At 61.9% G+C, this 25,612-nt stretch carries 19 protein-coding genes and 1 riboswitch; of the genes, 13 read left to right on the forward strand and 6 right to left on the reverse strand.

The features are described from left to right. The first annotated feature begins 477 nt into the window (after positions 1-477). The 6 genes from HMPREF1531_RS02250 to HMPREF1531_RS14245 all read left to right on the forward strand — a co-directional run bounded on the left by HMPREF1531_RS02250 (position 478) and on the right by HMPREF1531_RS14245 (position 4,595). On the forward strand, positions 478-1,464 hold the full coding sequence (locus HMPREF1531_RS02250; RefSeq protein WP_016668266.1) for an ABC transporter substrate-binding protein: 987 nt from the start codon (positions 478-480) through the stop codon (positions 1,462-1,464). Further along, complete coding sequence (locus tag HMPREF1531_RS02255; RefSeq protein ID WP_016668267.1) at positions 1,461-1,649, forward strand: hypothetical protein; 189 nt, start codon at positions 1,461-1,463, stop codon at positions 1,647-1,649. Before HMPREF1531_RS02250 ends, HMPREF1531_RS02255 begins: the two co-directional genes overlap by 4 nt. After that, a complete protein-coding gene (locus HMPREF1531_RS02260; RefSeq protein WP_016668268.1) occupies positions 1,642-2,415 on the forward strand; it encodes a class I SAM-dependent methyltransferase in 774 nt (257 codons plus the stop codon). Before HMPREF1531_RS02255 ends, HMPREF1531_RS02260 begins: the two co-directional genes overlap by 8 nt. A gap of 205 nt (positions 2,416-2,620) precedes the next feature. After that, positions 2,621-3,658 (forward strand): FecCD family ABC transporter permease, encoded by a 1,038-nt coding sequence (locus tag HMPREF1531_RS02265; RefSeq protein ID WP_442852410.1) that lies wholly within the window; start codon positions 2,621-2,623, stop codon positions 3,656-3,658. An 11-nt stretch (positions 3,659-3,669) separates the two neighbouring features. Beyond that, positions 3,670-4,437, forward strand: a complete 768-nt coding sequence (locus HMPREF1531_RS02270; RefSeq protein ID WP_016668270.1) for an ABC transporter ATP-binding protein — start codon at positions 3,670-3,672, stop codon at positions 4,435-4,437. Positions 4,438-4,472: 35 nt separating this feature from the next. Beyond that, positions 4,473-4,595 carry a hypothetical protein gene (locus tag HMPREF1531_RS14245; protein WP_269593230.1) on the forward strand — a complete coding sequence of 41 codons (123 nt, stop codon included), beginning with the start codon at positions 4,473-4,475 and terminating at the stop codon, positions 4,593-4,595. Positions 4,596-4,646: 51 nt separating this feature from the next. On the opposite strand, the gene HMPREF1531_RS02275 is transcribed toward HMPREF1531_RS14245, so the two are convergent. After that, positions 4,647-7,928, reverse strand: a complete 3,282-nt coding sequence (locus HMPREF1531_RS02275) for a S8 family peptidase (protein WP_016668272.1) — start codon at positions 7,926-7,928, stop codon at positions 4,647-4,649. 250 nt (positions 7,929-8,178) lie between these two features. Here HMPREF1531_RS02275 and HMPREF1531_RS13495 point away from each other — a divergent pair, with 250 nt between their 5' ends. Beyond that, complete coding sequence (locus HMPREF1531_RS13495) at positions 8,179-8,694, forward strand: hypothetical protein (protein ID WP_156860141.1); 516 nt, start codon at positions 8,179-8,181, stop codon at positions 8,692-8,694. Positions 8,695-8,762: 68 nt separating this feature from the next. Here the strand turns inward: HMPREF1531_RS13495 and HMPREF1531_RS02285 are convergent, their stop codons facing one another. The 4 genes from HMPREF1531_RS02285 to HMPREF1531_RS14250 all read right to left on the reverse strand — a co-directional run bounded on the left by HMPREF1531_RS02285 (position 8,763) and on the right by HMPREF1531_RS14250 (position 18,657). Further along, on the reverse strand, positions 8,763-11,891 hold the full coding sequence (locus HMPREF1531_RS02285; RefSeq protein WP_232210257.1) for a S8 family serine peptidase: 3,129 nt from the start codon (positions 11,889-11,891) through the stop codon (positions 8,763-8,765). A 313-nt stretch (positions 11,892-12,204) separates the two neighbouring features. Beyond that, positions 12,205-15,462, reverse strand: a complete 3,258-nt coding sequence (locus HMPREF1531_RS02290; protein WP_016668275.1) for a S8 family serine peptidase — start codon at positions 15,460-15,462, stop codon at positions 12,205-12,207. 263 nt (positions 15,463-15,725) lie between these two features. Beyond that, a complete protein-coding gene (ppdK, locus tag HMPREF1531_RS02295; RefSeq protein ID WP_016668276.1) occupies positions 15,726-18,368 on the reverse strand; it encodes a pyruvate, phosphate dikinase in 2,643 nt (880 codons plus the stop codon). Positions 18,369-18,528: 160 nt separating this feature from the next. Continuing rightward, complete coding sequence (locus HMPREF1531_RS14250) at positions 18,529-18,657, reverse strand: hypothetical protein (RefSeq protein WP_269593231.1); 129 nt, start codon at positions 18,655-18,657, stop codon at positions 18,529-18,531. 15 nt (positions 18,658-18,672) lie between these two features. Next, a riboswitch (cobalamin riboswitch) is annotated at positions 18,673-18,802 on the forward strand. A 62-nt stretch (positions 18,803-18,864) separates the two neighbouring features. Here HMPREF1531_RS14250 and HMPREF1531_RS12700 point away from each other — a divergent pair. The 5 genes from HMPREF1531_RS12700 to HMPREF1531_RS02320 all read left to right on the forward strand — a co-directional run bounded on the left by HMPREF1531_RS12700 (position 18,865) and on the right by HMPREF1531_RS02320 (position 23,664). Beyond that, a complete protein-coding gene (locus tag HMPREF1531_RS12700; protein WP_016668277.1) occupies positions 18,865-19,530 on the forward strand; it encodes a hypothetical protein in 666 nt (221 codons plus the stop codon). A gap of 25 nt (positions 19,531-19,555) precedes the next feature. After that, the gene (locus HMPREF1531_RS02305) at positions 19,556-20,746 is read left to right on the forward strand and encodes a CbiQ family ECF transporter T component (protein WP_051123312.1); all 1,191 of its coding nucleotides are present in this window, start codon (positions 19,556-19,558) and stop codon (positions 20,744-20,746) included. Then, positions 20,746-22,338 carry an ABC transporter ATP-binding protein gene (locus tag HMPREF1531_RS02310; RefSeq protein WP_016668279.1) on the forward strand — a complete coding sequence of 531 codons (1,593 nt, stop codon included), beginning with the start codon at positions 20,746-20,748 and terminating at the stop codon, positions 22,336-22,338. The genes HMPREF1531_RS02305 and HMPREF1531_RS02310 overlap by 1 nt, the downstream gene beginning before the upstream one ends. 35 nt (positions 22,339-22,373) lie before the next feature. Beyond that, positions 22,374-23,180, forward strand: a complete 807-nt coding sequence (locus HMPREF1531_RS02315) for an ECF transporter S component (protein ID WP_036898076.1) — start codon at positions 22,374-22,376, stop codon at positions 23,178-23,180. A 148-nt stretch (positions 23,181-23,328) separates the two neighbouring features. Continuing rightward, complete coding sequence (locus tag HMPREF1531_RS02320) at positions 23,329-23,664, forward strand: DsrE family protein (RefSeq protein ID WP_016668281.1); 336 nt, start codon at positions 23,329-23,331, stop codon at positions 23,662-23,664. Positions 23,665-23,882: 218 nt separating this feature from the next. Here the strand turns inward: HMPREF1531_RS02320 and HMPREF1531_RS13500 are convergent, their stop codons facing one another. Next, positions 23,883-24,026 carry a hypothetical protein gene (locus HMPREF1531_RS13500; RefSeq protein ID WP_156860142.1) on the reverse strand — a complete coding sequence of 48 codons (144 nt, stop codon included), beginning with the start codon at positions 24,024-24,026 and terminating at the stop codon, positions 23,883-23,885. A gap of 127 nt (positions 24,027-24,153) precedes the next feature. Here HMPREF1531_RS13500 and HMPREF1531_RS02325 point away from each other — a divergent pair. Continuing rightward, positions 24,154-25,612 (forward strand): tetratricopeptide repeat protein (locus HMPREF1531_RS02325; protein ID WP_198010968.1); only part of this gene is annotated, 1,459 nt, incomplete at its 3' end.

Here is a 25,612-nt window from a genome sequence, read left to right on the forward strand (position 1 = left end):
CTCCTCCCCTGTTGTTTGTCCTCGATAACTACCCTCGCCAGGCTCGGTCAGAGGAGGATGAGCCGCGGATGAGAAATCTCCAATGAAACGCTGACCAGCATGGATTCATACAAACCCACCCCCGGTGCCTGGCGCCCGGTACCGGGTACTAGGGTGGCCCCATCGAGCACGGGGAATCCGGTCGAAATCCGGGACTGTCGCGCAACGGTGAGGCATCACGCCAAGTCCGAAAACCGTCTCGATGTCCTTGCAGGCGGCCGCGCTGAACGGCCCGGAACGAGAGAAGCGTGCATGTTCTCCGAGTCATCGTGGCATCGGCCACTCGCTCTGCCCACGCGTCGGTCGTCCAAACCGTCCAGCATCACGGTTCCGCCAGGCAAAGCTTCACAGCGGGTAAAGTTTCACAGATTTCGAATGATTGATTATCATTCTCGTTTTGTGGCTGCTACCTGCCCCTGACGACCATGAAAGCTAACCATGAGAAGAACCTACACGGCGCTTGCCGCCGCCCTCCTGTTCGCCGGCCTCGTCGGCTGCGGGGGAACATCCGCCTCGTCCAATAGCGGACCAGCCTCCGACGGGGGCGACGCCAAGAAGGTCATGAGTTGCACCGAAGAGCTCACCTTCACCAAGCCACCGGAACGCATCCTGATGCTCTCGGAAACTGACTTCCCAATCCTTCACGACCTTGGACTGGACGACAAGATCATCGCCCGGGCCGGGGTGGACAAGGTCTCCATGGATGATGACCCCGAGCTTCGAGCGGCCCTCGACAAGATCCCGACGATTGAGGCCGGCAATACCGGCACCGGTGGCGCGAAGATCACTACCGAGGCTGCCCTGTCGGTCAATCCCGATGTTGTCTTCGGCTACGACAGCGGAGTCGACCGCAACGGCCTGCGCGAGGCCGGAATTCCTCTTTACTCCCCCGATGCCTTTTGCGACTCCAACCCGACGACCCACGCCGACTGGAGCCTGGTGAACACCGAGATCGACAAGGTGGCAACCATCTTCGGTGTCGAGGACAAAGCTACGACGTTAAAGACCGAGGTGGACGCCAAGGTTGCCGAGATCAAGAAGAATGCGCTCACCGGCAACCAGACCGCAGTTGCCCTGTACCTGATGAACGGCCAGCAGGATTTCTATGCCTACGGGACCTCGTCGATGGTCCAGCCCATCTTTGAGGTGAATGGTCTGAAGAATATCTACGACGACACCACCGAACGGGTTTTTGACGCCTCAATGGAGGCCCTGCTGGACCGCAACCCGGACTGGATCGTGGTGCTGGTTTCCGAGATGACCAATGAGGAAGCCCAACGTACCCTGGCATCCCTCCCGGGCTCCGGTGATCTGAAGGCCGTGCACGAGAACCACGTCGTTTACATCCCCTTTGCCCTCACCGATCCGCCGACGACCCTGTCATTGAACGGCGCCAACCGGCTGGGGGAACTCATCACCAAATGAACGCCAGCGAAATGATCAAGACCATCAGAGTCGTCGCCGATGAGGTCCCAGCTCTGCGCAATGCCTTATACCCCCTGCGATCCGGCCGGATCGTGTGCCTTCCCTACCCCATGACCAATCCCGCATCGACATTCAGGGTGGACGGGGCCTCACTTCTCGGAAATGAGTTGACCTCGCATGGGTGATCCGCACATGACTCCCGATCAACTGCTGGAGGCCTGGCACGACCAGCAGACGGCTTTCATTGAGTTCCGTGAGATGCGCACCCGCACGATGGTGCGGGTGCTGGCCCACCTGCAGTCCGGGCTCGACCACCCCATCCGGGTGCTCGACCTGGCCTGCGGGCCCGCATCCCTGGCGACGGAGGTGCTGGCGGCCATCCCAGGAGCGAGCGCCGTCGGGGTAGACCGTGACCCAATCCTGTTGCGCCTGGCTAAGGAGACCAACCAGTTCGGCGAGCGCCTGCAGATCGTCGACGCCGACATTACCGACCCGACCCTGCCCGAGCAGCTCGGCGGGCGGATCTTCGACGCGGCGATCAGCGCCACAGCACTGCACTGGCTGGACCCCGGCGAATTGGTCAGCCTCTACCAACACCTGCCCCGGATGCTCGTCGATGGTGGCGTATTCCTGAATGCCGACCACCTGTACTACGACCAGCGAACCCAGGCTGGGCTGGACGCCCTGGCGGTCTCACTGCGCGACAGTTTCCAGGTGAACCACATGGAGCAGGGAGCGATGAGCTGGGATGACTGGTGGCAAGCCGCCACCACGATGCCCGGCTGGGAAAAGGATGCGCAGCGGCGCCAGCAGGTCTGGGCCAACGACCACCCGACGGTCAAGGTCAGCACCGGTTTCCACCTGGCAGCCCTGCAAGCGGCCGGGTTCATCGAGACCGACCAGATCTACCAGTGGTTCGACGACCGGATCATCTTCGGTCGGCTTGCCTGACCAAGCGCGGTGGCCGGGAATCGCGGCACCCGGCCACCGCTCATCACTGATGATTCTCAATTGAAACCAGAATCAACCAGCCGGGGAGACTCCCCTCACAAACACATCCCAGACAAAATCACGACTGCGTCAGGAAGCCATGACGACCAATCCCATCGAAGCCAGCCACCAGTCGGCCAGCACACCCACCGATGCGGTGATCTACCTGGCACGGACCCGGCGCCGCACCATGCGTCGCAAGCGCGTCCGAGTGATCATCCTGGCCATCGCCATGGTGCTGACCCCGCTGCTCACCGTCACCATCGGCCCAGCTGCGGTGCCGGTCTGCGACGTCATCGGGGTGATCATGAGTCATATCCCCGGCCTCGACGTGAATATCACCTGGAGCCGTGCCGTAGACGCAATCGTGTGGCAAACCCGGCTTCCCCGCATCATCACTGGCTTAGCAGTCGGGGCGATCCTCGGAGTGGCCGGTGTCGTTCTCCAGGCACTGGTACGCAACCCGCTTGCCGAGCCTTATGTACTGGGCGTCTCCTCGGGGGCCTCTACCGGCGCAGCGACGGCGATCATCCTCGTCGGTGCTGCTTCCTCGGCCACCACAGGAGCCTTCGCCTTCGTCGGTGCCTTAGTGGCCACCTCCGCGGTGATGGCCATTGCCGGACGCGGGAACTCCCCACTGCATCTCATCCTCGCTGGTCTAGCTGTCGGCTTCGGCTTCCAGGCCCTGACCAATCTGCTGATCTTCTCCTCCGGCTCCCCAGAAACCTCCCAATCCGTCATGTTCTGGATGCTCGGCTCCCTGGGCCGGGCACTGTGGGCCCAGGTTCCGCTGGTCACCGTCGTCGCCGTGCTGCTGACTATCGCCATGGCTATCTGCGGTCCCATCCTTGATGCCTTGGCATCCGGCGACCGCACGGCTCAGTCTGTCGGGCTCAACCCGGCCAAGGCCCGCATCATCTTCCTGGTCCCAGTGTCGGCAGCCATCGCCCTAGCCGTTGCCGCGGCGGGCGGTATCGGCTTCGTCGGGTTGATCATTCCACACATCATCCGCAATTTGGTCGGCCATTCGCACCGCTATCTGGTGATCGGTTCCGCCCTGGCCTCGGCGTTGTTCCTGGTATGGACCGATGCGGTGGCCCGGATCATCTTCGCCCCGGCCGAATTGCCGATCGGCGTAATGACCGGGCTGATCGGGGCTCCTTTCCTCACCTTCATGGTCGCCCGGCGACATCAGATCGGCTGAAGGAGCACATCGTGATCGAAGCAACTGACATCGTTGTAGAACGAGGTGGCCGCACCATTCTGCACGGGGTAGAGATATCCGCCCAAGAGCGGGAAGTGGTCGGCATCGTCGGCCCCAACGGATGCGGCAAGTCCACCCTCATGCTGGCCCTGCACCGCAGCCTGGAGTTGGCAAGCGGCAAGGTCATCGTCGACGGGGACGATGTCAAGCAGCTGAAACGACGCGAAATCGCCACCCGGATCGCTGTCGTCGCCCAGGAGCGGGAGGCAGCCCTTGCCCTGTCGGTACGGGATTCAGTGGCTCTGGGCCGACTGGCCTCCCGGTCAATGACCTCCTATGGAGACGAGACCGATCAGCACCTAGTCGACGAGGCCTTGGTGCGGGTGGACCTGGTGGAGTTGGCCGATCGGCTGGTCACCGAGCTGTCGGGTGGCGAGCGGCAACGGGTGATGATCGCCCGGGCTATCGCCCAGCAGGCCACTCACTTGCTGCTCGACGAGCCGACCAACCATCTCGATCTGCACCATCAATTCGCTTTGCTCGACCTGATTGCCGAGTTGAAATGCACCACTGTGGTGGTATTACACGATCTGAACCTGGCTTCCCGGTGCTGCGACCGGGTCGTGTTAATGAACCAGGGGCTGGTGGTCCGCGCAGGCACTCCTGAGGAAGTACTGACCAGCGAGAACCTATCGTCGATCTACCAGCTAGAGGTAGAGACGATCACCCACAACGGACGCCCCTACCTCATCTTTGACAAGCCTGATAACACCCAATGAGCCCCTGCCTGCGCGGGGGATGGGGAACACGGTCCATGAAAATCACCAAGCGACCGCAACACCTGGGGCGTTGGTCGTCCGCAGCCGATGTCAACCCCGACGGCAGCTGGGCGATGGTCTGGGATACGGCGCTCAGCGATGGCTCCCTAAACACCTGAGGGCGGGGACCAGATCAAACTGGTCCCCGCCCTCAGCAGATGGTACCTGGCTCAGCCGATGGTCCCTGTCTTGGGCATCTTGCGCTTCTTGCTGGGCTCAGGAGCTCCGGGTGTCGCAGAAGCACTCGCACTCGGTTCCTGAGCCGATGCACTCGGTTGAACCGAAGCTGAGCTGCTGGGCTCAGGGGTTCCGGGTCCGGGTGTCGCAGAAGCACTCGCACTCGGCTGGCCCGAAGCTGAGCTGCTGGGCGCAGGGCTACTGGATGGCGTCGGAGTACCGATGACCGGACCGGTGATCGCCTCAGTGGTTCCCTGAACATTGTCGAAGACCACCAGCATGTACCCGAGCACGCCGAGATCATCGTGCACGGCCTCGTTGGTGTTGATCGTGATCTCGTGGGATGCGTTCTTGTCGACGCTGAACACCTGGCCGTCGGTGAAGGCCTTGTTCGCTGGATCGTAGTAGGCCTTATCGTCGATCGAGTCAAGCCCCAACACGCTTGCCACGTTGCTGGCCGCGACATGGTAAGAGAACTTACCGGTGACCCCAATATCAGATGCCTTGACCTCCATGATCACCGTGCTGGAGTCGGTGGGTGCCAAGGTGCCAGTTCCGGTGGCAGTGACCCTTCTGGTGCGCAGGTCACGGATGAAGATCGCGGCCACGCCATTGGCGGTCTGGGTGTTGACCAGACCGGAATCAGTGCTGAATACCTGGTAATCATCGATTCCATCGAGATCCCTGTCGATGTACACGCTGTGCATGATGCTCGCCGGGTTGGAGAACCGTGAACTGGAGTTCAGAGCGAATGCCAAGGTCTGGTTTCCACCCTTGTCGTAGGATGCCACACCTGCGGCAGCCAAGTCCTGTCCGACATCGAACTTCTCGTCGACATCCTCCGAATCCTTCAGACCCCAGGTGAACAGCATGGACCTTGCATCGACCCCGCCGCCATTGTTGGCGAAGGTCACCTTCGAATCGGTCCTGGTGTCGAACACCTGGTTGCCCACCACATTCGAGGTCGACCTCGGTGCCAGCAAATAAGGCAGGCTGAGTACCTTCCCTGCCTGATCAGTGAACCTGACGTTGCCGGATACCTCGTAAAAGTTCGGCTTGGTGGCGTCGGCGATGCTCGAAGGAACATCGGAGGCCTTGACCGACATGGTGACTGGCACCGTGGCGGTTCCCCCGGCCGGGATCGTGACGTCGGTGACTCCCAAGCTCACCGACGCAGGCAGCGAGCGGCTGGAGGCCTCCACAACACCGTGCAGGGTGACGGGGCTGGTTCCCTTGTTGACCAGGGTGACCGTACGATTACCAGTCCAGGAGTCAGAGAACTCTGCATAGCCGAAACTGATCGCCGGATCACGCACATCCGTGCCGTTAACCGCGGTCGAATCGGACCAAGCCAGCACAGAAGTGTTGACGGCTTCGAGCGGATCAATGAGCCCGCCACCGCGGCTGGTGCCGTAATCCGGAACCTTTTGCGAATCCGCAGTGGACACCAGCGCCGATGCGATTTCCTGATTGTTCCAGTCCGGGTGCGCCTGGCGTACCAGGGCCGCGATGCCCGCGACATAGGGGGAAGCCATCGAGGTGCCGGACTCAACCTTGGCCTGGGTGCCTGAACCGACCAGAGCCGAAGAGATGGATACACCGGGTGCGGTCACCGTCGGACGAACCGCAGAATCACCAGAACGTGGACCGGCCGAAGTGAAGGATGCGAACCCGGCGAAGCCCGGATTGGCCATCGGACCAGCTGTCAGGGAGATCTGTTGCCCGTCGGCGGCCAGCAGTGCTGCCCCATCGGATGACTTCACGCCCAGGAAGGGAATAGTGACCTGCACCGGGTCGCCGCTTTCCGGATCCTGGTTGATTTCACCTTCAAAAGGAGGCAGTGAATCGGTGGAGTTCACCATGATCACACCCTTCGCGCCGTACTGTTGCCCAAGCACGGCCCGGCGGGTCCGGGCGCAGCTGGCGCGCCTGGTAACGACGATCTTGCCTTGAACCTGCGGGCCCCACATCGCTGCATCACACCCAGTGGCGATGCTGTTGCCTGAGCGCAGCACGACGAGCTGCCCGTCGGCGGGCAGCTGGGCGTTGTTGGCATTAATGGCCTGGAGCTGGGCACCCGACACGTCCAGCGTGGCACCCGGATGTACCTCAGCGGGATCATTGGCAGCGACGGAGACGACACCGGGCGCGACGCCCGGAGAACCGGTCAGGTAGGGCGCGGGACCGGAGTTGCCGGCCGATGCGACAACCACCACACCCGCGGCAACGGCATTGGCCACGGCCTCCGAATCTGGCTCGCCGGACCGCCCGAAGGAGGATCCCAGGGAGAGATTCACCACGTCCATGTGGTTGTCAACCGCCCAGTCCATGGCCTCGGTCACCAGATCCGTGCTGCCGTCACAGCCAAACACCCGCAACGCATAGATGTCTGCCTCCGGGGCGGTACCCGGGCCCACGCTGAAGTCGTTGTTGGTGAAGGTATCGGCGTTGTAAGGGCCGGTGTATTGAGTCCCGTTGGCCGAGACCCCGGAACCAGCAGCGGTACCAGCGACGTGGGTGCCGTGCCCCGCAGTCGCGCAGTCGATCGGATTGTCGTCGGGAACCGGGGCGTTATGGCCCGTGTAGGCATCGCCGGCGAAATCGTGCCCACCCTTGACCCGGGTACCCGCCATCTTCGACTGGTCATTCACCGCAGTGGCCTCCGCGAAAGCCGCTGCGGTTCCTGGTCCTCCGAAGGTCGCGTGGGTGTAGTCGATGCCCGTGTCGACGACGGCCAGCTTCACGCCCTTGCCCGTGTAGCCATTCGGAGTGCCGGATGCCCAAGCAGCCGGGGTGCCGGTGTAGGGCACGGCAACGACATTGGACCTCTCATGACGGGGAATGGAATGAACACCCTCTACCCCGTCAAGCTTGCCCAGCGCTTCCAGTTGGTTTGCATCGATGGTGACCCGCATACCGTTGTAGGCCGATTGCATCTGGGATTCGGTGCTTCCGCCGAGACCTTGGATCGCCTTCGACAACCGCTCCTGGTTAGAACGCAACTCGGACTTGAGGCGTTCCTCAGTACCCGGGTCAAGCTCTCCCCCGTTCTTCGCCTCGACAACGGCCACCGGATCATCGGCCAGCTGGACCATGACAGTCACCCGCTGGTCGGTACCGATGAGATCTGCAAGATCCGAATCGACGGGCCCGGAATTCGACGAGGGTACGGCCAGATCGGCCAAGCTACCCACCGGGTCGTCGGCCATGGCCAGCGACGTCGGCACGGTGAGGGACACCAGGCCGGCAATCACCAGCAACCTTCGCAAACGCACGGAATACCTCCTCGTTCTGCACGCTCACCGGCGCCCGGACAAGGGAGAAGGCATCGCTCCCGGGAGCAGTGACAACGCAACATTCGGGGCTCACCATCTGAGCCCCGTCCCCTGAACTGTAAAAGATCTGAAAGATTTTGGGGACTTTCTCGGCGTGTCTTTAGATAGGCGTTACCAAAAGGCTGATTCTTCCCCGACGCCACCGGGTCGGGGCTTCCGGTGAGCCTCTTGACGGATCTACGATCCAGTCATGTCCCTGCGCCCCATTGTTCTCCTCGCAACAGCGGCCCTGGTGCTGGCCGCCTGCGGTCCCGCATCCGAGAACACGAACCCAACAACGCCCGCAACCACAACGAGCCCCACAGACGAATCCCCCGCAACCACATCCGCGCCTCAACCGACCGATCAGTCCTCGCCCACAACGACTCCCGGAGACACGCCCATGCCCACCACCAGCCAGGACTTCCCCACATCAGATTCATCGCAACGACTGGAAGCCGTGCAGGCCGACCTTGCCGAGCGAGGTGTGACCGGAGAAGTGGTCGTGGTCAGTTCCACGGCCATGACATGGAACGACGGTTCGCTGGGCTGCCCACAACCCGGTCAGCAGTACACCCAAGCCTTAGTGCAGGGGTGGCAGATGATCGTCACTGTCGGCGACCAGACCTACGATTACCGTTTCGCCAGCGCAGGAGCACCGCTGCTGTGTGAGAGCCCGCTTCCCCAGGTGACCGACGGATCGGGTGTCCCAGCCTCGGCACGGTAAGTGTGACCGCGCCGAGGACAGGACGGATCTGACCACCACAGCGGTTCATTCCCCCTCATGCCATGCGGTCAGGGCGCAGCAGAGGTGACGGCGGCTGCCTGCTTGGGGTCGGTCAACGGACCGGTGACCGCTTCCGTGGCGCCTTGGGCATTGTCCAGGGCCAGCACCATGTACCCGAGCACTCCGAGATCCTTGGCGACGGTCTCGTTGACCGCCAACTCAACGGTCTGTCGGGCGTCGGGGGCAAGCCTGAAGAGCTGACCATCGGCAAAGGCTTTGTTCGTCGGATCGTAGTAAGCCGTCCCATTGACTACGTCGGTAGCGACCCTATCCCCCGTACTCGCTGCCTTCGCACCATAGGCAAATTTCCCGTTTACTCCGACATCGGAGGCCTTGATCTCCAGAATGATCGAGCTTGAATCGCTGGGTGCCAAGGGCAGGAAGCCGGCGGCAATCGCTTTGTTCGTCTTGAGATCCTGGATGAATATCTCCGGATAACCGACAGGGCGCACACCGCGGGCCACACCTGCGTCCTCGCTGTACACCAGGTAGTCATTGACGCCGTCGAGATCCTTGTCGATAGTGATGGAGAAGATGATGCTCGCAGGATTGGAGAACCGGGAACTGGAGTTCACCGCGAAATCCAGGTAGGTTTGCTCGCCCTTCTTGAAGGAGGTCACACCCACCGATGAGATGTCCTGCCCCACATCGGAGCCGTCGTCGGGAATATCGGCCGGGTCCTGCAACCCCAAGGTGAACAGCACCGACGTTGCCTCAATGCCACCTCCCTTGTTGGCGAGAGTCACCTCGGACTGAGTCGCGGTCTTGAAGGTCTGATCGGCGCTCACCTTGGAGATCACCCGCGGGGCCAGCAGATAGGGCAAGGTGAGTTCCTGGCCCGCGTCGGTGGTGAGCCGCACGATGCCGGACACCTCGTGGAAATTCTGCTCCTTCGGATCGACCATGCTTGACGGCACATCCGATGCCTGCACGGTCATGGTCACCGGGACCTTCGCGGTTCCCCCAGCGGGCACGGTGACCTCCGGCGAACCAAGAGTGACCGAGGCTGGCAGCGATTTTCTGGAAGGTTCAATGACCCCGTGCAGGGTAACCGGCTGGTCGCCCTTGTTCACCAAAGTGATCACCCGGTCCCCCGTCCACGATCCGACGAATTCGGCATAGCCGAAGCTGATTCCCGCATCGGTGATCTGGGTCCCGTCGACGGTGGTGCTGTCCGAATAGGCGAACACGGAGGTGTATACCACATCAATCGGATTGATCAATCCTCCGCCAAGGCTAGGACTGTGGTTGGCAACCCGATCTGTGTCCGAGGTTGAAACCATCGCGGCAGCGATCTCCTGGCTCGTCCAGTCGGGATGGGCCTGCCGCGCCAGCGCTGCGGCCCCGGAAGCGTGCGGGGTTGCCATAGACGTACCGGAAAAGGCCTGCGCCTTGTTGCCCGACCCGGCCACCGCCGAGGAAATGCGCACCCCGGGTGCGGTTACCGTAGGACGAACCGCCGAATCACCGGAACGCGGGCCCGCGGAGGTGAAGGCTGCCAGATCCGTGTACCCGGGATTGGCCACCTGGTTCTTTGTGAGGCTGATCTTCTTATCATCGGCACCCAGCAGGGCCTCTGCGGCCGAGGATTTGACGCCCAGGAAGGGAATCGTCACCTTGAACGGGTCTCCTGTCCCTGTGTCCCGGCTGATCTCACCGATGAATGGGGGCAGTTCATCGGCGGAGTTCACCATGATGACGGCCGCTGCACCGTATTTCTGGCCGTGCACCACTCGCTGTATAGAAGCGCATTTGGCATCACGGCGGACGACGACGATCTGGCCCCGGACCTTGGCGCTGTCCCACTGGGGGGCATAGCACCCATTGGCGATCTGGTCACCCTCGCGCAATACCTTGACTTTCCCTTTGGCAGGAAGTTCTGCGCCATTGATGTTGATCGCCTCGATCGTCGAGGCGCCCACCTTCAGATCAGCGCTGGGGTAGGTAGCCGCCGAGTCATTGGCCGCCACCGAGACCACTCCGGCGCCGGTACCGGGAGAACCGGTGAGGTAAGGTTCAGCGCCGGAATTGCCGGACGCTGCCACAACGACTACCCCAGCCGCAACGGCATTGGAGACCGCGACGGCATCGGGGGAATCGACCCGCCCGAAGGAGGATCCCAGCGACAGGTTCACCACATCCATGTCATGAGCGACGGCCCAATCCATGGCCTCGGTCACCAAATTCGTGGTACCGCTGCAGCCGAAGACTCGCACCGCATAGATGTCTGCTTCGGGAGCCACCCCTGGGCCGACCGCGAATTCGTTGTCGGTGTGGGTGTTTTCGTCATAGGGGCCGGTGTAGGTAGAACCGTCGGCACGTACCCCAGAACCAGCCGCAATGTTGGCAACATGGGTGCCGTGTCCCGCAGGACCTCCCTGGTCTGCCGCACAGTCGATCGGGTTCTCATCTGGCACTGGGGTGTTGTCGCCATTGTAAGCGTCACCGGCGAAATCGTATCCACCCTTGACCCGAGTACCCGCCATCTTCGACTGATCATTCACCGCAGTGGCCTCGTCGAAGGCCGCTACGGTACCTGGTCCTCCGAAGGTCGCGTGGGTGTAGTCGATGCCCGAATCGACGATGGCCACCTTCACGTTCTCGCCCGTATAACCACCAGCAAACCCATTGCCTTGCCAGGCCACAGGGGCACCGATGTAGGGCACGCTGACGACGCTAGACCGATCGTGTTGGGTGATGGCGTGGACTTGCTTGATTCCCTCAAGTTTTTCGAGGTCGCTCAGCCGGTTCGAGTCGATGCTGACCCGCATCCCGTTGTAGGCAGACTGCATCCGGAATTCGATGGAACCCCCGAGGGCCTCAATGGCAGGAACGATGCGGTCCTGCTCAGAGGCGATATCGTCGCGCACGCTCTTCTCGCCCGATTGGTCGAGGTCACCGCCATTCTTCGCCTCGGCCGCGGCGACCGGGGCCTTCGGCAGTTCAACCATAACGGTCACTCGCTCATCAAGCTGCTTAAGTTGATCAATGCCTGCATCCTGCCCGCTGTCCAACGGACCAGAACTGGCCGAAGCGATGGATAGGTCGGACGCATTGCCGACTGGATCGTCGGCTACGGCCATTGACGTGGGAGCAGTGATCGACACGAGACCGGCGATCACCAACCATCTGCGCATACGCACGGGTTGCCTCCTGGGGGGTTGGAGCACCTCGGGGAAACATGTTGGGGGACATGTCTTGAAATCCCGGGGGTGAATGGAACAGAACCATGCGGTATCGGGATACCCGAGCCCGCATCCGTGACTGTACGCGAGCCTGGGGTCACGGGCCTGCGCAAAAGCATCCATTGAGACAGCCAACCCGCAATCAGAACCAACCGGGAGCCCGCGTCGAAGGAATCAACCAGACAACCGCAAGCGATGTCGCCCAATCAGAGAAAATCCCCGGGACAGGCCACTTCGGCCCGCCCCGGGGATTCCCGCACTCATCTCAGGCAGCCACTCCCGTGCGTGGCAGTCGCCTGGGCTTGTCTGGGGACGAAGCCGATGGCTCGGGGGCCGACGGCGTTACCGGACCACTCGAAGGAGCCGGAGGCTCTGTCGGGCCGGGTGTCACGCTCGACGATGCACTCGGCACCGGAGTCGGGCTCGGCACCGGAGTCGGGGTCGGAGTCGGGCTCGGAGACGGAGTCGAGTCCGGGCCCATGACCGGGCCGGTGATTGCCTCCGAGGTTCCCTGGGCATTGTCGAATACCACGGCCATGTATCCCAATGGGGCTTGGTCGGCATAGGCCTCCCGGTTCACCGTGAAGGTGAAATTCCTCTTCTGCCCAGGATCGGTCTTGAAGAACTGACCATCGTTGAAGGGCTTGTTCGTCGGGTCGTAATAGGCCTTGTCCGCAATCTCGTCGACAGCCGTTCCGTCGGTGATGTCCACCGCCGAGACGTGGTAAGAGAACTTGCCCTTGACCCCGACCATCGCTGCGTTGACCTCCAGCATGACGGTGCTGGAATCACTCGGAGCCAAGGTCATCGACCCGCTCGGAGTGACATTGCGCCCCGCGGGATCCGCGACGAAGACCTCGGGAATTCCATTGATCAGCCTCTCACGCACCAAGCCGGAGTCGATACTCACAACCCGGTAGTCATCCTTCCCATCGAGATCATTGTCGATCCAGACGTTGTACATGATGTTCGCAGGGTTCGAGAACCGCGAACTCGAGTTGAACGCGAAGTTCAGCATGCGGAAGGTGTCGTCCCCGAAGGAAGCCACGCTCACCGAAGACAGATCCTGCCCGACATCTTCGGACTCGGGAATGTCATCGGGGTCACTCAACCCCCACGTGTACACCGCCGAGTAGGCGCCCAAGGCACCGCCATCGTTGGTGAAGGTGACCTCGGAGTTCAACTGGTCGTTGAAGACCTGGGTCGTGCTGAGCTTGGAGATGGACCTGGGCACCAGCAGGTAGGGTATGGACAGCGCCTGACCGTTGGGGTCGGTGAACCGGACATTGCCCGAGACCTCATAGAAGCCGGGGTCATTGTTCTTGGCAATGCTGGATGGGATATCAGCCGCCTTCACCGTCACGCTGAGCGGGATTTCGACGGATCCACCCGCCGGGATGGTCACTTGGTTCGTTCCCAGGCCGACATCGGCAGGCAAGGATTTGGCCGACGGCAGAACATTCCCGCTCAGGGTCACTTCGGTGTCTTGTTTGTTAATCAAAGTGATGGTGTGGGTATCCGAGTGGGAATCGGTCAACTCGGCGTACCCGAAGCTGACTACCGGTTCCCGCACGACCACATTGCCCACTTTCGCGGAATCCCCATAGGCCACGATGCCGGAGTGCACCGCATCCACTGGGTCCACCAGCCCACCACCGCGACTGGTCCGGTAGTCATCGACCTTCTCCGAGTCCGCGCTGGTTACCAGGATCGATGCGATTTCCTGGTTGGTCCACTGGGGATGGGCCTGGACGGCCAGAGCCGCGACGCCGGCAGCCATCGGGGAAGACATCGACGTACCGGACATCATTGTCGAACCGGTGCCCGAACCCACCATCGCCGAAGAGATCGAGACTCCGGGTGCGGTGACACTGGGTCGTAGGGCAGAGTCGCCCGACCGTGGGCCCGAGGACGAGAAATCACCGAATTCGCTATATCCGGGATTTTCCACGGTTGTGGGGGCGAGAGTGATGGTCTGTCCATCGGCGCCGATGAGGGCATCGCCGTCCTTGGAGGACGCACCAAGGAACGGAATCCGTACCCGCCACGACTCGCCGGTCTCCGGGTTGCGGGTGATCTCACCCTCATAGGGCGGTAGGGACTCGTCGCTGTTGACCATCACCACACCTGCGGCACCGTATTTCTGGCCCCAGATCGCCTTCTGCACCCGGGCGCAGTCACCTCGCTTGGTGACCACCAGGCGACCCCATGGAATTTGCTGCCATTCATCACGTTCGCATCCAGCGCTGAGATTGCCGTTAGCATCCTTCATCACCAGCACCTGAGCGTTGGCCGGCAACGAAGCACCATTCGCGTTGATTACGGTGACCTGTGTCCCAGAGATGTCGAGCGTGGCAGCCGGATAGGTGGCAGCCGGGTCGTTAGCCGCCACCGAGACAACCCCTGCGCCGACGCTTGGGGCGCCGACAAGATAGGGAGCCGAACCCGAGTTACCGGCCGATGCGACCACGAGCACCCCGTCAGCAACAGCATTGGACGCAGCGACGGCGTCGGGATCGGTGGTTCGTCCGAAGGACGAACCCAAAGACATGTTCACAACATCCATATCGTGTGCCACTGCCCAGTCCAAGGCCTCAGTGATGAGATCGCTGCTGCCTTCACACCCGAACACCCGCAACGCGTAGATGTCTGCCTCGGGAGCCACCCCCGGACCGACGCGGAACTCGTTCGCGTGGGTGTTCTCGTCATAGGGGCCGGTGTAGGTGGAGCCGTTACGCAATACCCCGGACCCGGCAGCCGTTGCCGCCACGTGGGTGCCGTGGCCTGCCACTGCGCAGTCGATCGGGTTGTTGTCGGGAACCGGGGTTTTGCTCCCATCGTAGGCATCACCGGCGAAATCGTATCCACCCTTGACCCGGGTACCCGCCATCTTCGACTGATCATTCACCGCAGTGGCCTCGTCGAAGGCCTCCTCTGTACCCGGACCACCGAAGGTCGCATGGGTGTAGTCCACACCCGAATCGATGACGGCTACCTTCACTCCTTTGCCCGTGTAACCACCGGCTTGGCCGCCCTGCCAGACTGCCGGTGCACCAACATAGGGAACCGCGACGGTATTTGACCGTTCATGCTGCGGTATCGCGTGAACCGCCTGGACACCGGGAAGATGACTCAATTGCCCGATCTGTCCGGAATCGATGGTCACCCGCATTCCGTTGTAGGCAGACTGCATCTGGGTTTGGATAACACCCCCGAGAGCCTCAATGGATCCGCTCAATTCGTTCTGGGCGGCCTCCAACCCCTGACGAACCTTTTCACGCCCGGCTTGGTCCAGGGTCCCGCCCGAATTGGCGTTGACCAAAGCGACAGGCTCTCCGGAGAGTTCGACCATCACGGTCACCGGTCCTCCGGCGCCAACCAGTTCGTCCACGGACGTGGGCGCCGGGCCCGATGGAGCCGGCTGCACCAGATCCGATATAGATGAGTCGTCCGCGACCGCCATGGACACCGGCATCATCACCGTAAGTATCCCGGCGATCAACAGTGATCTGCTTCTTCGCACTTGTGCACCTTTCTTGGTTCATCCGAAGGCGCAGGAAGAGCGTCGCAGGGCGTCGGCGCGCTTCGGATGAAGGGGAGCCTAACCTAGGTGCACCGAATAGGCCACGGGTCTTCCAGAACATGGATTTGCGCAACGCAACGGATCGCGAGCAGCTCACCCCTGCGCAACCACGGCGGTGGGCCGCCCCGGATCCCTGGGACGGCCCATCACCCTGGTGCCCGGATCACCCATCAAAGGGGATCACCGATGTGCAAATACCCCGTTCACTCGCCCATGGCTGCCTTTGCAGCCGCGAAGCGAGCGATCGGCACCCGGAATGGTGAGCAGGACACGTAGTTCAGCCCGACGGCCTGGAAGAACTCGATCGAATCCGGATCGCCACCGTGCTCACCGCACACGCCACACTTCAGCGCCTCATTGGTAGAGCGGCCCTTCTCGACGCCGATCCGAACCACCTGACCAACACCATCGATATCGATCGATTCAAATGGATTGCGCTCCATCACGCCGTCCATCACGTAGTGGGATAGGAAGCCGTTCTCCGCGTCATCACGGCTGATACCCAAGGTGGTCTGGGTCAAGTCGTTGGTGCCGAAGGAGAAGAAATCGGCATGCTTGGCAATCTCGTTGGCTACCAGGGCTGCGCGTGGCAGTTCGATCATCGTGCCGACGGTGTAGTCGAGATGCTTTCCGGCCTTGGCGAGTTCATCCTCGACGGCCCGCTCGACGATTCCACGCTGGGTGGTGATCTCGGTCTCCAGACCCACCAAAGGAATCATGATCTCCACGCCAACGGTCTCGCCTTCGCGCTCCAGGACGGCCAAGGCGGCACGAATGATGGCCCGTGCCTGCATATCCGGGATCTCCGGGTAGAGCATCGCCAAACGACAACCGCGGGTACCGAGCATCGGGTTGAGTTCATGCAGTTTCTTCACCTGGGCAAGGGTCTGACGTTCGGCGGCCAAGGACTGCGGATCAGCGCCGGTGAGTTCCATCTGCTGCACCTTGAGCGCCTGATCGAGTTGGTTGGGCAGGAACTCGTGAAGCGGCGGATCAAGCAGACGCACGGTGACCGGCAGGCCCTTCATCGCAGTGAAAATGCCCTCGAAGTCGTTCTGCTGCATCGGCAGGATCTTCTCCAGAGCCGCGGCCCGCTGCTCCGGGGTCTCGGCGAGAATCATCTCACGCACCGCAGGCAGCCGGTCGGCGGCCATGAACATATGCTCGGTGCGGCACAAACCGATACCCTCGGCACCCAACTCGCGGGCCTTGGACGCGTCGTCGAAGTTGTCGGCATTCGCCCGCACTCCCATGGTGCGCACCTCGTCGGCCCATGTGACGACCCGCTGGAAGTCCTCGTTGATCCGCGGAGGGATCAATTCGAGGGCCTCACCGAAGACCTCACCGGTGGAACCGTTGAGGGTGATGACCTCACCCTCGGTGTAGGTGCGATCACCAATGACCAGGTTCTTGGCCACCGGATCAATCTTGATGGTGGTGGCACCTGCGACGCAGGGCTTGCCGAAGCCACGGGCGACGACCGCTGCGTGAGAGGTCATGCCACCGTGAGCGGTCAGGATGCCCTGGGCTTGCAGCACACCGTGGATGTCATCGGGGGTGGTCTCGTAACGGACCAGCACGACGGCCTCGCCACGCTCACCCAGCGAGGCCGCGGTGTCGGCGTCGAAAACGATGCTGCCCACGGCAGCGCCCGGGGAAGCCGGAAGCCCCTTAACCACCGGTGATGCCGAGTGGTTCGGATCAATAGCCGGGTGCAGCAGTTGGTCGAGCTGGGAAGGCTCAATACGACGCAGCGCCTCGGTCTTGTCGATGACCCCCTCATCGACCAGGTCAGAGGCGATCTTTAGGGCCGCCGCAGCGGTTCGCTTGCCGTTGCGAGTCTGCAGCATGTAGAGCTTGCCATTCTCGATGGTGAACTCGAGATCCTGCATGTCCTTGTAGTGATCCTCAAGGCGCTTCATGGTGGCCAGCAACTCATGGTAGGCCTCCGGCAGCACCTGCTCCATCTCTGAGAGGTGGCGCGGGGTGCGGATACCGGCAACGACATCCTCACCCTGGGCATTGACCAAGAACTCACCGTAAAGACCCTTGTCACCAGTGGATGGGTTGCGGGTAAAGCAGACCCCGGTGGCCGACGTCTCACCCCGGTTACCGAAGACCATCTGCATGACGTTCACCGCAGTACCCAGGTCACGGGAGATGTTATTCGCCTTTCGGTAGACCTCGGCGCGCGGATTGCCCCAGGAACGGAAGACCGCATCAACGGCACGATTCAACTGCTCGACCGGATCGGTGGTCCATGATCCACCCAAGGCCTCGTCGGAGATCTTCTTGAACTCGGCCACCAGTTGCCTGAGATCCTCGGCGCTCAGATCGGTGTCCTGCTCCACGCCCTTGGCCGCCTTCATCGCGGTCAACGCATCCTCGTAGAGGTGTGAGGACACCCCCTCGACGACCTCGCCGTACATCTGAATGAAGCGGCGGTAACAGTCCCAAGCGAAACGCTCGTTGCCTGCCTCGGCCGCGATCGCATCGACGGTGTCATCGGAAATGCCGAGGTTGAGGATGGTGTCCATCATGCCGGGCATCGACACGACTGCACCGGAGCGAACCGACACCAGCAGCGGCTTGTCCTTGCCACCGAGCACCCGGCCGGTACGTTTCTCAAACCTCTTGAGCCCATCAGCGATCTGCGATTTAAGGTCTGCGGGCCACTGCCCGTCGTTGTTCATCGTCTCGACGCAGGCTGCGGTGGTGACAGTGAAACCGTCAGGAACCGGGACGCCTAGGCGCATCATCTCTGCCACGCCAGCGCCCTTGCCTCCCAGGATTGCCTTCATCGAGGCATCGCCCTCGGAAATGTCGTAGATGTACTTCTCGCTCACGCGCTCTCCTTTGATTCACGTCCTCGCGGCCGTCTGCATCATCGACAGCCGTCCGTGGTTCTGGCCACCTCCCCATTGTGCCTGTCATGGCCCCGATTCGGGAGGGTGGCATGGTGATTTTCCACGGAAACCATCACTTTGCGGTACCTTCCATGCCCTTTCACGTGGCGATGCCGGTGCAGGCCATCCGCCTCGTAAAGGTCTGATCAAGGCGGTCAATGATGTCGCTCTCCCCGGCCTGGCGCTCCTTATGCAGAACCGATTGCGTCGAGTACTCATCAAAACTCACGTTCAGATGCCGAGCCAGTCGGTCACAGGTTAGGGTTGAAGGGCTCACATCTCGGGGGAATCTGGTGCGATTCCAGAACTGACCCGCAACCGTGAGACGACCCTGGTCGTCGAGTCGGAGAACCCGTCATGTCACGCACAACCCGTCGCGGACTGCGGGTGCGGACATCAGTCCTGCCTCGCGTCGCACAGAGTGTAAGGACAACAGATGACCAACACCCGCATCCACCTCGCATCCCTCGGCGCCGCAGCAGTCCTTGGCGCCCTCGCCCTTGTCCCCGTCACCCCCGCCCACGCCGACCCCACCACCATGGCGGAATGCACCTCCGCAGGCAATGTATGGGTCGTCGTCCAGGCACCAGCCGAGTTCAACAACGGCACCGCCCTCGACAAACAGGGCTGCGCCACCGCGCCCACCTCGGGAACCGATGCCCTGAAACAAATCGGAGCCGATTTGTCCACAGCCAATTCGTTGATCAGCCAGATCGACGGAGTGCCGACCGAGGTGCCCGCCACCTTCGATGGCAACTACTGGAATTACTGGACCACCACCCCTGTGGAGGGCTCAACCACCCAGGTGAATCCATGGACCTTCTCAGTGACTGGCGCCGACGATTCCAAGCCAGCTGCGGGTTCGGTCGAGGGCTGGTACTACAACAACCCGGGCACCGACACCATGGTGGCTGCCCTGCCCACCGAGTTCTCCGCCACCGCACCAAGCAACGAGGCCAGCCAGGCGCCGGACAAGACCGAGGAGCCTGCCAAGAGTTCCGGGATGATCGGTTGGATCATCGCAGCAGCTGTCGTCGTGGTTGCTGTTCTGGGCTTCGCCGGGTTCCGGCGTTCCCGCAGCGGCACCCAGCAGGCGAGCTGAGGACCAACCGGCAATGAGAGCTCCGATGCCCACCCAGGACACGGAGCTGACCAGGGATTCAGCACCTCACCCGGTCGATCAACGGATGGTCGGCCGGGCGGTGCACCCCTGGGGGTGGTGGTTGTGGGCGATCGGCTTGACCGTCGCCGTGAACCTGACCGATAACCCGTGGCAGTTGCTGGCCATTGATGCTGCGGCCATTGCCGTCGCCTTGGCCCGGCGTGGCGAGGAACCCTGGAACCGCGCCTTGGGCCTGTACGTGGCGATCGGCGGAATCGTCGTCGCGATCCGGATGGTTTTCGCGGTGTGCTTTTCGGCCACAAGCACGGGTCATATCCTGTTCACCTTGCCGCAGGTGCATCTGCCTAATTGGATGGCGGGCATCAGAATCGGGGGCCCGGTGGCGGCCGAGACCTTGGCTCTGGCCCTGTTCGATGCCTTGCAGCTGGCATCGATGATCATCTGTTTGGGGGTGGCCGTTTCGCTGGCCAGTCCACGCCGGAGCCTGCGCTCGGTTCCCCCTGCCCTGCATGAACTGTCGGTCGCGGTGGTGATCGCCCTGACCGTCGCGCCACAGCTGGCCGAGTCGATCGCCCGGATCCGCCGTGCCCAACGGCTTCGCGGGGAACTGCCCACCGGCATGCGGCAATTGGTGCGCATCGGCGTTCCTGCCCTGGAGGATGCGGTGAATCGTTCGTTGTCGTTGGCCGCCGGGATGGAATCCCGGGGGTTCGGGCGCACCGGCGGGCGAAGGAGTTCCCCACTCACCCCGGTGTTGCTGATCTGCGCCTGCGCCTGTATCCCGGTCGGGGTGTATCTGGTGCTGACCAATACTTCTGTGCGCACCGGGGCTGGATTGGGCGCCGCAGGTCTGGTGTTCGCACTCACCGGCATCCATCTGGCGGGGCGCGGAATCATTGTGAGCCGTTATCGTCCCGATCCGTGGCGGGGGGTCGAGTGGGGTCTGACCGCGGTCGGTCTGGGGGTGGCGGCCTCTATCACTGTGTTGTCTCGTCTACTGGATGCGTGGACGACCGATCCGAGCAACCATCCGGTGCCGGGCTTCGATCCATTGATGATTGCCGTTGCCTGCCTGGCCGCATCACCGGCGTTGTTCACCCCGGCAGCTGCCCCGCTCCTTGGTACTGCAACACCCGCCGATCCACTGGTCACCTCGCTGAGACCGGCCCTGTGTCTGCGTGGACAGGACATGTAATGCTCATCGACATCGACGACTTGATCATCACCCATCCGGAAGCCTCTTCACCGGTGTTGTCCCATGTGAACCTGGAGATTCCGGAGGGAGAGCTCGCCTTGGTGGTGGGGCGCACTGGATCGGGCAAATCCACCTTGCTGGGCACCCTGAACGGCTTGGTGCCACGGTTTTGTGGGGGCACTTTGTCGGGGCGAGTGAGGATCGCCGGACGTGACACCGCCAGCCACGATCCGCGTGATCTGGCAGAACTGGTGGGTCACGTCGGCCAGGATCCACTGGCCGGGTTCGTCACCGACGTCGTGGAGGAGGAGATCGCCTACGGAATGGAACAGCTCGGGGTGGATTCCACGACGATGCGCAAACGGGTGGAGGAGACCCTCGACCTGATGGGCATAGGAGATTTGCGGCGACGCTCGGTAAGAGCCCTTTCCGGAGGTCAGCAGCAGCGGGTGGCCATCGCCTCGGTGCTGGCGGCTGGACCGCAGCTGCTGGTGCTCGATGAGCCCACCTCGGCGCTGGACCCGACGGCAGCCGCCGATGTGTTGGCGGCCATCACCGGGCTGGTTTTGGATGCCGGGTTGACCGTCGTGCTTGCCGAGCACCGGATCGAGCGGGTGATGAAGAATGCCGACCGGGTGCTGTGGGTTCCTGGCGACGGTTCGGTGATCGCCGGCGACCCCCGTGATGTGCTGGGACGCTGTGACGTGCGCCCGCCATTGGCGGATCTAGCCGCAGTCCTGGGCTGGCAGCGGGTTCCGTTGTCAGTACGGGACACACGCAGGCGCATTGAATCTGAGCGAGACAAGGTAATTCTCAAGCCAGTGCAGGCATCTTGCCCGGGCGAGGTGCTGCTATCGGCCGATCACCTGTCGGTGCATCACGGGCCCGTGGTGGCCGTGCACGAGGTCGGCCTGCAGCTGCATGCCGGTGAGGTGACCGCCCTGATGGGACGCAACGGGGCCGGGAAGTCGTCACTGTTGTGGGCGCTGCAAGGCGGGCTGGGTTCCACCGGCGAGTTGACGGTGGGTGGCACCGATCCGCGCCGGTTGTCGCCGTCGCAGGCCAGGAGCGTGATCACCCTGGTGCCGCAGACCGCCTCGGATCTGCTGTATCTGCCGACGGTCTCCGCCGAATTGGCCCAGGCCGATGCCGATGCCAAGGTCGCGCCGGGCAGTGCAGATCGGCTGCTGGATTCGCTGGGGATCCACATTGACCGGTCGGCGAATCCGCACGACTTGTCTGAGGGGCAGCGGCTGGCATTGGTGCTGGCGATCCAGTTGGTGGCTGATGCGCGAGTATTGCTGCTCGACGAACCGACTCGCGGGCTGGACTATGAGGTGAAACGACAACTGGCGGCGATACTGCGCCGTTTCGCGGAGCAGGGAAGGGCCGTTTTAGTGAGCACCCATGATGTCGAGTTCACGGCAGTCGCCACCGATCGGACCCTCATCATGGCCGATGCCGAGTTTGTCGCTGATGGCCCCACCAGGCAGGTCGTCGTTTCGTCTGCCGCCTACGCTCCCCAGGTGGCGCGCTGCTTGGCTCCCAGGCAGGCGCTGACCGTCGCCGACATCGACGGGATCATGCCATGACCACCGACACCTCCGACCGCACCAGCCCTGGGATCATGATCACCGGGGGCAGTTCGTCGCGGGCGATCCGGTTGCGGGCCCGGTCGGTGGTGATGCTGGTCGTCGCGGCCGGGGCAGGATTGTTGGCCTTCGGTTGGCCGCTGCTGGTGCCGCCGTCGGGGATCGCCCAGTTCTCCGCCCAGGCGCCGTTCATCTTCGGGGCGATTCTGCCTGTCATCGCGGTGCTGGTGATGGTCGACCTGTCCAGCGACCACATTGATGTGAAGGCTCTCGCCCTGCTGGGGGTACTGACCGCGGTCGGCACGGTGCTGCGACCGTTGGGTACCGGAACCGCGGGGGTGGAGTTGGTGTTCTTCCTTGTGGTGTTGGGTGGACGGGTATTCGGCCCGGCCTTCGGTTTCATCCAGGGCGTGCTGACCATGTTCACCTCGGCTCTGCTGGTGGCCGCGGTGGGGCCGTGGTTGCCTTATCAGATGATTGCCACAGGTTATGTCGGTTTGCTGGCCGGGCTGTTGCCCAATGGGCGACATCGCCTCGTGCGCGGGAGGGCGGAGATCGTCATGCTGTGTGTCTTCGGCGCGGTGATCGCCTTCGCTTACGGGACGATCATGGATTTCGCCTTCTGGCCTTATACCACCGGAGCTTACGGGGAGCTGTCATGGAATCCCGGCGCATCGCAGCTGCACAATCTGCATGTCTTTTTGATCTACGAACTCGCCACGGGCACCGGGTGGAACACTGGCCGGGCGGTAACCAATGTCGTCACGATCGCCTTTCTGGGCCCCGGAATCCTGCGGGTGCTGCGGCGGGCGAACAGGCGTGCTTTCTTCGTGAGCCAGTAGAGGTGTGCACCACCCTGGGGCTGTCGCAGCAAACAAATGCACAGGGTGACGCCACCCATGAATTGCATTGAGTCTTCTTCGGCCGCAACGATCCATTCACGAGATGAATCACTCACCAACCGGTGGGGTCGACGCGTAACGTGGCCTCATGGATGCACCCCGGTACCTTCTTCACATCACGCAGGCGGACCGCTGGCCCGCGGTGCTCAGCAATCTTGGCAATCTCACCGAGTTGGGCCTCGCCGGACACGTGACCGTCATGATCAACGGAACCGCGATCTACGCGGTCCAGGGCTCGAATGACTGGACGACGGCCATGGAACGTGCCGCGCAAGCTGGTGCGCGGTTCGAGATCTGTGAGCGTTCGATGAGTAACCACGGCATTCACCCTGACACCCTCCCAGGGTGGATCACCCCGATCTGGGCGGCTGTGCCTGTCATCGCCGAGCACATGGCGCAAGGATACGTGTACATCAAGCCGTGAATCGGCAACCAGGACGGCTGCAGCCGCATCATCCAGCCGGACCAAAACCTGCAGCGACAAACAACTCCCCTCGTGGATACCGCAACGTAGCTTCTCAGCTGACAGCTAAGCGAACCCTTCCAGCGTGACGGTGCTGCGGCACGCTCACGTCTTCTTGGATAACCTCGCGATCAGCACTCGTGCCCTGTACCGAGTGTTCTCTCATCAATGGAGCCCGGTCAGTATGACCGGGAAAACGCCGAGGATATATCAACGCCAACTCCGATGACGAAGAAGCGTGAGTGTCCGGTGGCACGGGCCAGGTCGACGATGGTGGTGGCGTCGCCCGCGCGATAGAAGGGCTGCGCGAGGAGCGAGGACACGGTAAACTTTTTGGCAGTGGATTGATGAAAGGGGCTCGGGGTGCGATGGCGATCTCAGCGGGCGAACCGCTCGACAGATCCGGGCCGGTCCGTGTGGTGGCTCGTTCTTCTGTTCATAGGTGCGGTCTTGGGGGCTTTAGCACCCTTTGTCGCCAAGCTGGGAATGCCATGGCCAGTTCTTGGCAGTCTTGCCGGAAGCATATTATGCCCTACCCTCATAAAGGAATTGCGAGACTGGACATCCAAGAAATCACAAGATCAACGTGTAGCAGAACCCTCCGGAATTCATGACTCGCTCGTCGGTAAAGACCTCGAAGCGCTGCGAGTCCACACTTCCGATCACGACGTTTCGGAATTCCTGCCCCGGGATGCACAAAAGGAACTTATCCAGGCGATCGAGAATCACACGCCCACTCTTTTAGTCGGCCCCTCCATGTCTGGTAAAACACGCCTCATGGTGGAGACCGTACGCAAAAATTATCCCTCCACGCCAGTATGGTTCCCCAAAGAAATTAATGACATACAACGTCTCATCGATGCCGATCGGGGCCCGAAGCGCGGGTGGATTGTCATACTCGATGATGTCGATAGATTCCTGTCCAATCAAACACTGTCACTAGGGCAACTCGAGGCGTGGATCCAAGACTCCTGCATCGTCATTGCCACGATGATGCAGTCGAGTTACAGGCCATGGCGTGACGGGGCTAAAGACAAACTGCCCGGATGGGATGTCGTCAACCGTTTCACCATAATTCGAGTGGCTTCTCTTCTGACCGAGAACGAACAAATCGCCCTGCGAAACAGCAGTTATGCGGATCTAGCCGCCACTGTGAGGAATGTTGGCCTCGCTCCGCTGCTCGGAGGTGCCCCAGCAGTCCGCCAAAGGTTAGCAGAGGGTCTGGAACGGCATCTATGGGGGTATGCCCTGGTAAGAGCAGCGGCGGACTGGAGACGAGTTGGCCTGGGGCCTGCGACAAAGGCACAGCTGCAGAAAGTTGCATTGGCCTTCAAGGATGACATCGCCTGGGATGAGCCGAACTGGAAAAAGGCTTGGAAATGGGCTTCAAAGGAGGTAAATGACACCGTCTCCCTTATACGTCAAACAGGCTCTGACAAATGGGAGGTGTTAGATCTTGTCGCCGACGAGGCAGACTGGCCCCTCAACCAGAAAACTCTAGAAGCAATGGCGAGCGCCGAACACACTCCTCACCAGGCCCTCGCCATATCCTTCGCAATGTATACGCATGGGGCTCTCGACCACGACAACCCCGTCGCAAAGCGAACCCTCCAAGAAGCAGATATATTCCTTCAAAAATTCACAAACAAAGCAACTCCAGACTCGAATTTATTCGGTTTTTACGCTTTCTTTCTCGCACATATATTTCCTGATCATGATCGGGCCGAAGATATGTTTGAACGGGCTATCGAAGCAGACCCCACCAACGCCGAAAATCTCGGCAACTACGCCGTCTTCCTCGCCGATACCCAAGGCAACCACGACCGCGCCCAAGAAATGTACGAACGAGCCATCAAAGCAGACCCCACAGATGCCAAAAACCTCGGCAACTACGCCACCTTCCTCACAC

Origin of the sequence: Propionibacterium sp. oral taxon 192 str. F0372, from assembly GCF_000413315.1 — a bacterium.
In the GTDB taxonomy this organism is placed as follows: domain Bacteria; phylum Actinomycetota; class Actinomycetes; order Propionibacteriales; family Propionibacteriaceae; genus Brooklawnia.